This is a genomic window from Dietzia sp. IBK-p2-15D, assembly GCF_057773105.1.
Genome location: NZ_JBYMTK010000131.1, coordinates 1 through 432, shown reverse-complemented (window position 1 = coordinate 432; position 432 = coordinate 1). Strand labels below are relative to the sequence as shown.

Below are 432 nucleotides of genomic sequence, written 5' to 3'. Positions count from 1 at the left end.
GTGATTAGTTCGTAAAATTGGTACAAAACAGTATATTTTAGAAAAGCCCCAAACGTGGGGCTTTTGTTTATTGACATATTTCTAAAATTTGCTAATATCAATCTCGTCGGCTACAAGCCTATTTTTATTAGTTTATTATTAGTTCTTTGGTACTTTTTTAAAGAGAGCGTGTTCTCGATTCTCTTTAGGAAAATACCATACACATATATATGGCAACAGAAGCATTTAATCGTTCAAAACCTCACGTAAACATTGGTACTATCGGTCACGTTGACCACGGTAAGACAACTCTAACAGCTGCAATTTTGCATGTTTTAGACATGTCCGGAAATAAAGTTAAAATGAAAGGAGTTGGAGAAATCGACTCAGCTCCAGAAGAAAAGGCACGTGGTATTACTATTAACCTTTCTCACAACGAGTACGAAACAGAAA

General features: G+C 35.2%; 1 protein-coding gene. It reads left to right on the top strand.

Annotated features, from left to right (window positions below):
- Positions 1-209: 209 nt before the first annotated feature.
- A partial coding sequence (locus AC3DEV_RS17215; RefSeq protein WP_488372911.1) for a GTP-binding protein occupies positions 210-432 on the top strand: 223 nt, incomplete at its 3' end.